The organism is Micromonospora sp. NPDC005174, from assembly GCF_040608495.1.
Taxonomy (GTDB): domain Bacteria; phylum Actinomycetota; class Actinomycetes; order Mycobacteriales; family Micromonosporaceae; genus Micromonospora.
Map to the genome: position 1 here is coordinate 170117 of NZ_JBEXIJ010000015.1, position 6823 is coordinate 176939.

Genomic DNA, 6823 nt, shown 5'->3' on the forward strand with positions numbered 1-6823 from the left:
AGGTGGATCAGGCCAGGCCCAGCTCCGACTCGAAGTTGCCGGCCTCCAGCCGCTCCTTGACCGCGCTCAGGAAGCGGGCCGCGTCGGCGCCGTCGATCAGCCGGTGGTCGTACGACATGGCCAGGTAGACCATCGACCGGACCGCGACGACCTCGCCCAGGTCCGGGTCGTTGACCACGACCGGCCGCTTGACCACGGCACCCGTGCCGAGCATCGCCGACTGCGGCTTTGGCACGATCGGGGTGTCGAAGAGCGCGCCCCGGCTGCCCGTGTTGGTGAGCGTGAAGGTCGCCCCGGCCAGCTCGTCCGGGCTGACCTTGTTGGTCCGGGTCCGCTCGGCCAGGTCGGCCACCCGCTTCGCGATGCCACCGAGGTTGAGGTCACCGGCGTTGTGGATGACCGGCACCAGCAGACCCCGCTCGGTGTCCACGGCGATGCCGAGGTGCTCCGCCGCCGGGTAGGTGATCGTGCCGCCGTCCAGATCCAACTGGGCGTTGACGATCGGGTACGTCTGCAACGCCTCGATGGCGGCGAGGGCGAAGAACGGCAGGAAGGACAGCTTGACGCCGTGCCGCTGCACGAACGAGTCCTTCGCCTGCGCCCGCAACTTCGCGACCCGGGTGACGTCCACCTCGACCACCGTGGTGAGCTGCGCCATCTCGTGCAGCGACTCCTGCATCCGGTTGGCGATCGCCTTGCGGATACGGGGGAGCTTCTCGGTGGTGCCCCGCTTGCCGCTCGGCTGCGGCTTCGCGGCCGGCTTGGCCGGGGTCGCCGCGCTGGCGGCCGGCTGTGCCGCCGGAGCCGGCGCAGTCTTGGCGGCCTTGGCCTTCTCGGCCGCGTCGAGGACGTCCTGCTTGCGGATCCGGCCACCCACACCGGTGCCGTTGAGCGCGGCCAGGTCCACGCCGTGCTCGCTGGCCAGCTTGCGCACCAGCGGCGTGACGTACCCGGCTGCCTCCTCGCCGCCGCCCTGCGCGGGGGCGGACGGGCGCTGCGGCGCGGCCGTCGGCGCGGACGGCTGGGCCGCCTGCTCGGCCTTCGCCGGTTGCGCCGAGGTCTCCGCCTCGGCGGACGGCTCGTTGTACGACATGCCCGGGGTCGGCTCCTCGACCTTGGGCGCCGGCTTCGGCTCGGCCTTGGGCGCCGGCGCGGCCTCCGCCTTGGGCTCGGGCTTCGGCTCGGGCTTGGCCTGGGCGGGGGCACCGCCGGCCACGCCGATGACCACGAGGTCGGCGCCGACCGCGGCGGTCTCGTCCTCGGCGACCTTGATCTCCAGCACGGTACCGGCGACCGGCGACGGGATCTCGGTGTCGACCTTGTCGGTGGAGACCTCCAGCAGCGCCTCGTCCACCTCGACGGTGTCGCCGACCTGCTTGAGCCAGCGGGTGACCGTACCCTCGGTGACGCTCTCGCCCAGGGCCGGCATCTTGACCGCGGTGCCCTCGCCCGACGGCGCGGCGGCCGGAGCCGGCGTCTCGGCCGGGGCCTCGTCCTGCGCCACCTCGTCGGCGGTGCCCTCGGCGGCGGCGGTCGGCTCGGCGGCCGGCTCGACCGACTCGGCCGGGGCCTGCTGCTCCTGCGGCGCGGCCTCGCCGCCGCCGGTCGACTCGCCCTCACCGGCGATGACGGCCAACTCGCTGCCGACCTCGGCGGTCTCGTCCTCGCCGACCACGATGCGGCTCAGCACGCCCGCCGCAGGCGACGGGATCTCGGTGTCGACCTTGTCGGTCGAGACCTCGAGCAGGGGCTCGTCGACCTCGACCGTGTCGCCCTCCTGCTTGAGCCAGCGCGTGACGGTGCCCTCGGTGACGCTCTCACCGAGCCGGGGCATGGTGACCGATACCGGCATGTTCTCCAGACTCCTTCATTCCCCTGGGGGATCTTCGCCCGTCGCCGGACGCCGCGATGTGGGTGATCAGGCGTGTACGTGCAGCGGCTTACCGGCGAGGGCCAGGTGCGCCTCGCCCAATGCCTCGTTCTGGGTCGGGTGGGCGTGCACGAGCTGGGCGACCTCGGCCGGGTAGGCCTCCCAGTTGTAGATGAGCTGCGCCTCACCGATCAGCTCACCCACCCGGGCGCCGATCATGTGGACACCGACGACCGGGCCGTCCTCCACCCGGACCAGCTTCACGAAGCCGGTCGTCTTGAGGATCTGGCTCTTGCCGTTGCCGCCCAGGTTGAAGTTGAAGGTCTTGACCTTGTCGGCGCCGTACTGCTCCTTGGCCTTCGCCTCGGTCAGGCCCACCGACGCCAACTCCGGGTCGCAGTAGGTGACGCGCGGGATGCCGACCTCGTCGATCACGGCCGGGGTCTGCCCGGCGATCTCCTCGGCGACGAAGATGCCCTGCTGGAAGCCGCGGTGCGCGAGCTGGAGGCCGGGCACGATGTCGCCGACCGCGTAGATGTTCGGCACGCTGGTGCGCAGCCGCTCGTCGGTCACCACGTAGCCGCGGTCCAACGTGACGCCCTGCTCCTCGTACCCGAGGTTGGCGGTGCTCGGGCCGCGACCGACGGCGACCAGCAGCAGCTCGGCCTCGACGGTCTCGCCGCCCTGAATGGTCAGCTTGACGCCGTTGTCGGTCTTCTCGACCTTCTCGAACGGCTTGCCGACCTTGAAGTTGATCTTCCGCTTACGGAACGCCCGCTCCAGCGCCTTCGACGACTCCTCGTCCTCGGCGGCGACCAGCCGGGGCAGCGCCTCGACGATCGTCACGTCCGCGCCGAAGGACTTCCACACGCTGGCGAACTCGACGCCGATCACGCCGCCACCGAGCACGATCACCGACGACGGAACCCGGTCCAGGGTCAGCGCGTGGTCGCTCGTGATGATCCGCTCACCGTCGACCTCCAGGCCGGGCAGGCTCTTCGCATACGAGCCGGAGGCCAGGACGATGTTGCGGCCGGTGTAGCGCTTACCGTCCACCTCGACGACGTTCTTGTCGACCAGCTTGCCGGTGCCCGCGACGAAGGTGATGTTCTTCGAGCCGCCCACCAGGCCCTGGAGGCCCTTGTACAGGCGGGAGATGACCCCGTCCTTGTACGAGTTGACCCCGGCCATGTCGACGCCGACCAGCTCGGCCTTCACGCCGAACTGCTCCGACTCGCGGGTCTGGTCGGCGACCTCGGCCGCGTGCAGCAGCGCCTTCGTCGGGATGCAGCCGTTGTGCAGGCAGGTGCCGCCGAGCTTGCCCTTTTCGATCAGCGCGACGGAGAGGTCGAGCTGGGCGGCGCGCAGCGCCGCCGCGTAGCCGCCGCTGCCACCTCCGAGGATGACAATGTCGAAGGTTGCGTCGTTCGGCTCGCTCACGCTCAACTCCCAGGTCGCGTCACTGCATCGGGGGTCACGGAGGGGTCAGACGGGCACACCCCACCTCGGTCATCTTGTCACCACCGGGCACGGGGTGCGTAGTGAGGTGCCCAACGACACGTCATCGACACGTACCCTTGGCACCGTTGTCGATGACGTCAGGTGGGGGAGAGGTTCGGTGGGGTTGTTCCGGCGCCGGAAGCAGGCGCGTGTGCTGAGCCACGACCGAGCGGCGGATCGTGGCGATCTGACCCATCTGGAGAACTTCATCCGGAGCCGGCGAGGCGTCGAGGCGTTCATCGAGCCCCGGACGACGGTCACCGAGACCACCGTCATCCTGATCGCCGACGACGGGGAGTGGACCCGCCGCCGGATCGACGGCCCGGACGGCGCGCGCCGCTTCGCGTACCGGATGGGCATCCCGGTGTACGACGTCCGGCTGATGGGATACCCGCAGCGGATGCGCGACTTCAACGAGCGTCGCAAGCGCCGCCCCGACCAGTACTGAAAGGAGGGGCTCCCGGTAGCCGGGAGCCCCTCTCTTCGCACGCTGTCAGCCGTTGGCCGCGACGTCCTCGACCAGCTGCACGAGGGTACGGACCGGCACGCCGGTGCCCCCCTTGGTCCAGTAGCCGGTCGGCTCGCCCGAGTGGTAGCCCGGGCCGGCGATGTCGATGTGCGCCCACGACACGTCGTCCGCCACGAACTCACGCAGGAACACGCCGCCCTGGAGCATGTGCCCGGCCCGGTCCATGCCGGCGTTGACCTGCGAGATGTCCGCCACGTCGGAGTCCATGCCCTTGCGCACGTCGTCCGGCAGCGGCATCGGCCAGGCCGGCTCGCCGACCGTGTCACCGGCCACCTTGACCCGGTCGCACAGCTCGGGCGTACCCATCACACCGGCGACCCGCTTGCCCAGCGCGATCACCTGACCGCCGGTCAGGGTGGACGTCTCGAACAGGTAGTCCGTGCCGTCGGCGCAGGCCCGGGCAATCGCGTCGGCCAGGACCATCCGGCCCTCGGCGTCGGTGTTGAGCACCTCCACCTTCTTGCCGCTGAACATGCTGATCACGTCGCCCGGCCGGTAGCTGGTGCCCGACGGCATGTTCTCGGCCATCGGCAGGTACGCGCTGACCGCCACGGCCGGCTTCAGCGCGGCGATCGCCAGCATCGCCGCGCCCACCGCCGCGGCGCCCGCCATGTCGGACTTCATCTCCCACATGCCCTGCGCCGGCTTGATCGAGATGCCGCCGGTGTCGAAGGTGATGCCCTTGCCGACCAGCGCGACCCGCTTGCCGTTGCCGGCGTCCTGCGGGGTGTAGGTGAGCTTCACCAACCGCGGCGGGGCCTCCGAACCCTGCCCGACCGCGATGATGCCGCCGTACCCGTCGGCGGCCAGCTCCGCCTCGTCCAGCACCTCGACGCCGAGGCCGGCGTTCCGGGCGGCGGCGGCCACGGCGTCGGCGAACGACGGCGGACGCAGCTCGTTCGGGGCGGTGTTCACCCAGTCCCGGCTGAGCCGGACCGCGCCGGCGACGGCCTGCGCGCGGGTGATCTCCGCCTGGGCACCCGCGTCGGCGGCGTCCGGCACGGCGATCAGCACCTCGGCCACCGGCTCCCGGCGAGTCGGCTGCGGCCGGGTCTTGTAGCCGGCGAAGCGGTAGCCGCCGAGCAGCGCGCCCTCGGCGACCGCCCGCAGCGCGGCCGGCGCGTCGGCGTCGTCGGGCAGTGGCAGGTTGAGCGCCACCTTCGGCGCGCCCGCCAGGGCTCGCACGGCCGCGCCAGCCGCGCGACGCAGCGTCTCCGGCGCCGGAGCGGCACCCGTCGGCTCCGGGCCGAGCCCGACCGCGACGACCAGCGGAGCCGTGACGGTACCCAGCGTGGCCAGCTTGATCACCTCGCCGGGGCCACCGGTCGCGCCGAGCAGCGCCAGCGTCTCGGTCAGCTTGCCGTCGAACGCCACGGCGATGCTCTCCGCACCGCTGCCGAGCAGCAGGGTGCCGGCGAGGCCGCTGGTGGCGTCCTGCTCTCCGGTCTGGCTGTGCACGCCGATCACGATCGCGTCGACGGCGAGCTCCGCCGGGTCGGTGTCGACCAGGCTCAGGGTGGTTGTGCGGGGGGATGTCACTGAAGCTACTCCGGGCGGGCCGGGCCGGTCGCGTCGTCGCGTACCAGCGGTGAAGGTCTCCGGCGGAACCTACCCGCCGGACGTCAGGGCTGTCCCGTCGATCACACCAACGGGGTCCCGCCGATGCTAACCAGCGGCGTAACCCCCGGTAAGTTGCCACCCATGACCGACGTGACCTCCGCCGCCGCCGCGACCCGGCTGCGCCGTTCCCCGCTGCACGAGCGGCACACCGCCGCCGGCGCCAAGTTCGCCCCCTTCGGGGGCTGGGAAATGCCGCTGGAGTACGCCGGCGGCGGGGTGCTCAAGGAGCACACGGCGGTGCGTACGGCGGTGGGCGTCTTCGACGTGTCGCACCTGGGCAAGGTCCGGGTGACCGGCCCCGGCGCGGCCGACTTCGTCAACTCCTGCCTCAGCAACGACCTGGGCCGGATCGGGCCCGGCCGCGCGCAGTACACGCTGTGCTGCGACGACGCCACCGGCGGTGTGGTGGACGACATCATCGCCTACCTGTACGCCGAGGACCACGTCTTCCTCATCCCGAACGCGGCGAACACCGCCGAGGTCGTACGCCGGTTGCGCGCCGCCGCACCGGAGCGGATCACGGTCACCGACGAGCACGAGGCGTACGCGGTCCTGGCCGTGCAGGGCCCCCGCTCGGGCGACCTGCTCGCCGCCCTCGCCCTGCCCACCGAGCACGGCTACATGAGCTTCGATGCCGCCGGCCTCACCGACGGCCTCGCCGAGGTGGAGTTGACGGTCTGCCGTACCGGCTACACCGGCGAGCTGGGCTACGAGCTGGTGGTGCCGGCGGAGCACGCGGTGACCGTGTGGGACGCGCTCTTCGCCGCCGGTGCGGCGTTCGAGCTGCGCGCCTGCGGCCTGGCCGCCCGGGACACGCTGCGCACCGAGATGGGCTACCCGCTGCACGGGCAGGATCTCTCGCTGGACATCACCCCGGTGCAGGCCCGTTCCGGCTGGGCGGTCGGCTGGGACAAGTCGGCGTTCTGGGGCCGCGACGCGCTGCTCGCGGAGAAGGCCGCCGGCCCCCGTCGTACGCTGCGCGGCCTGGTGGCCGTCGACCGCGCCATCCCGCGCCCCGGCATGACCGTGCACGTGGGTGACGAGCAGGTAGGCGTGGTGACGAGCGGCACCTTCAGCCCCACGAGGAAGCAGGGCATCGCCCTGGCCCTGGTGGACACGGACGCCAACCTGACCGACGGCACCGAGGTCGAGCTCGACATCCGAGGCCGCCGAGCCCCGGTAACCCTGACAAAACCCCCCTTCGTAACCCCCTCAACCCACTAACCCCCCGCCCCCCGGCCCGGCCCCCCGCCCCCCCGCCCCCCCGCCCCCCCCCCCCCCCCCCCGCGGGGAAGGAGTAAATT

5 protein-coding genes are annotated in these 6823 nt (G+C 72.0%); 2 read left to right on the plus strand and 3 right to left on the minus strand.

Going from position 1 to position 6823, the window contains the following annotated elements; all coding sequences use genetic code 11:
• Nucleotides 1-7: 7 nt before the first annotated feature.
• Together sucB and lpdA are read right to left on the minus strand one after the other, a co-directional pair.
• Nucleotides 8-1852: a 2-oxoglutarate dehydrogenase, E2 component, dihydrolipoamide succinyltransferase gene (gene sucB / locus ABZU91_RS18510; RefSeq protein WP_355241526.1), complete on the minus strand. Its 1845-nt coding sequence runs from the start codon at nt 1850-1852 to the stop codon at nt 8-10.
• A gap of 66 nt (nt 1853-1918) precedes the next feature.
• Nucleotides 1919-3310 (minus strand): dihydrolipoyl dehydrogenase, encoded by a 1392-nt coding sequence (lpdA, locus tag ABZU91_RS18515; RefSeq protein ID WP_355241528.1) that lies wholly within the window; start codon nt 3308-3310, stop codon nt 1919-1921.
• A gap of 178 nt (nt 3311-3488) precedes the next feature.
• Here lpdA and ABZU91_RS18520 point away from each other — a divergent pair, with 178 nt between their 5' ends.
• Nucleotides 3489-3818 carry a hypothetical protein gene (locus tag ABZU91_RS18520; RefSeq protein ID WP_355241531.1) on the plus strand — a complete coding sequence of 110 codons (330 nt, stop codon included), beginning with the start codon at nt 3489-3491 and terminating at the stop codon, nt 3816-3818.
• A 45-nt stretch (nt 3819-3863) separates the two neighbouring features.
• On the opposite strand, the gene ABZU91_RS18525 is transcribed toward ABZU91_RS18520, so the two are convergent.
• Nucleotides 3864-5438 carry a leucyl aminopeptidase gene (locus ABZU91_RS18525; RefSeq protein ID WP_355241534.1) on the minus strand — a complete coding sequence of 525 codons (1575 nt, stop codon included), beginning with the start codon at nt 5436-5438 and terminating at the stop codon, nt 3864-3866.
• 162 nt (nt 5439-5600) lie between these two features.
• Here ABZU91_RS18525 and gcvT point away from each other — a divergent pair, with 162 nt between their 5' ends.
• Nucleotides 5601-6743 carry a glycine cleavage system aminomethyltransferase GcvT gene (gene gcvT, locus ABZU91_RS18530; protein WP_355241536.1) on the plus strand — a complete coding sequence of 381 codons (1143 nt, stop codon included), beginning with the start codon at nt 5601-5603 and terminating at the stop codon, nt 6741-6743.
• Nucleotides 6744-6823: the final 80 nt, after the last annotated feature.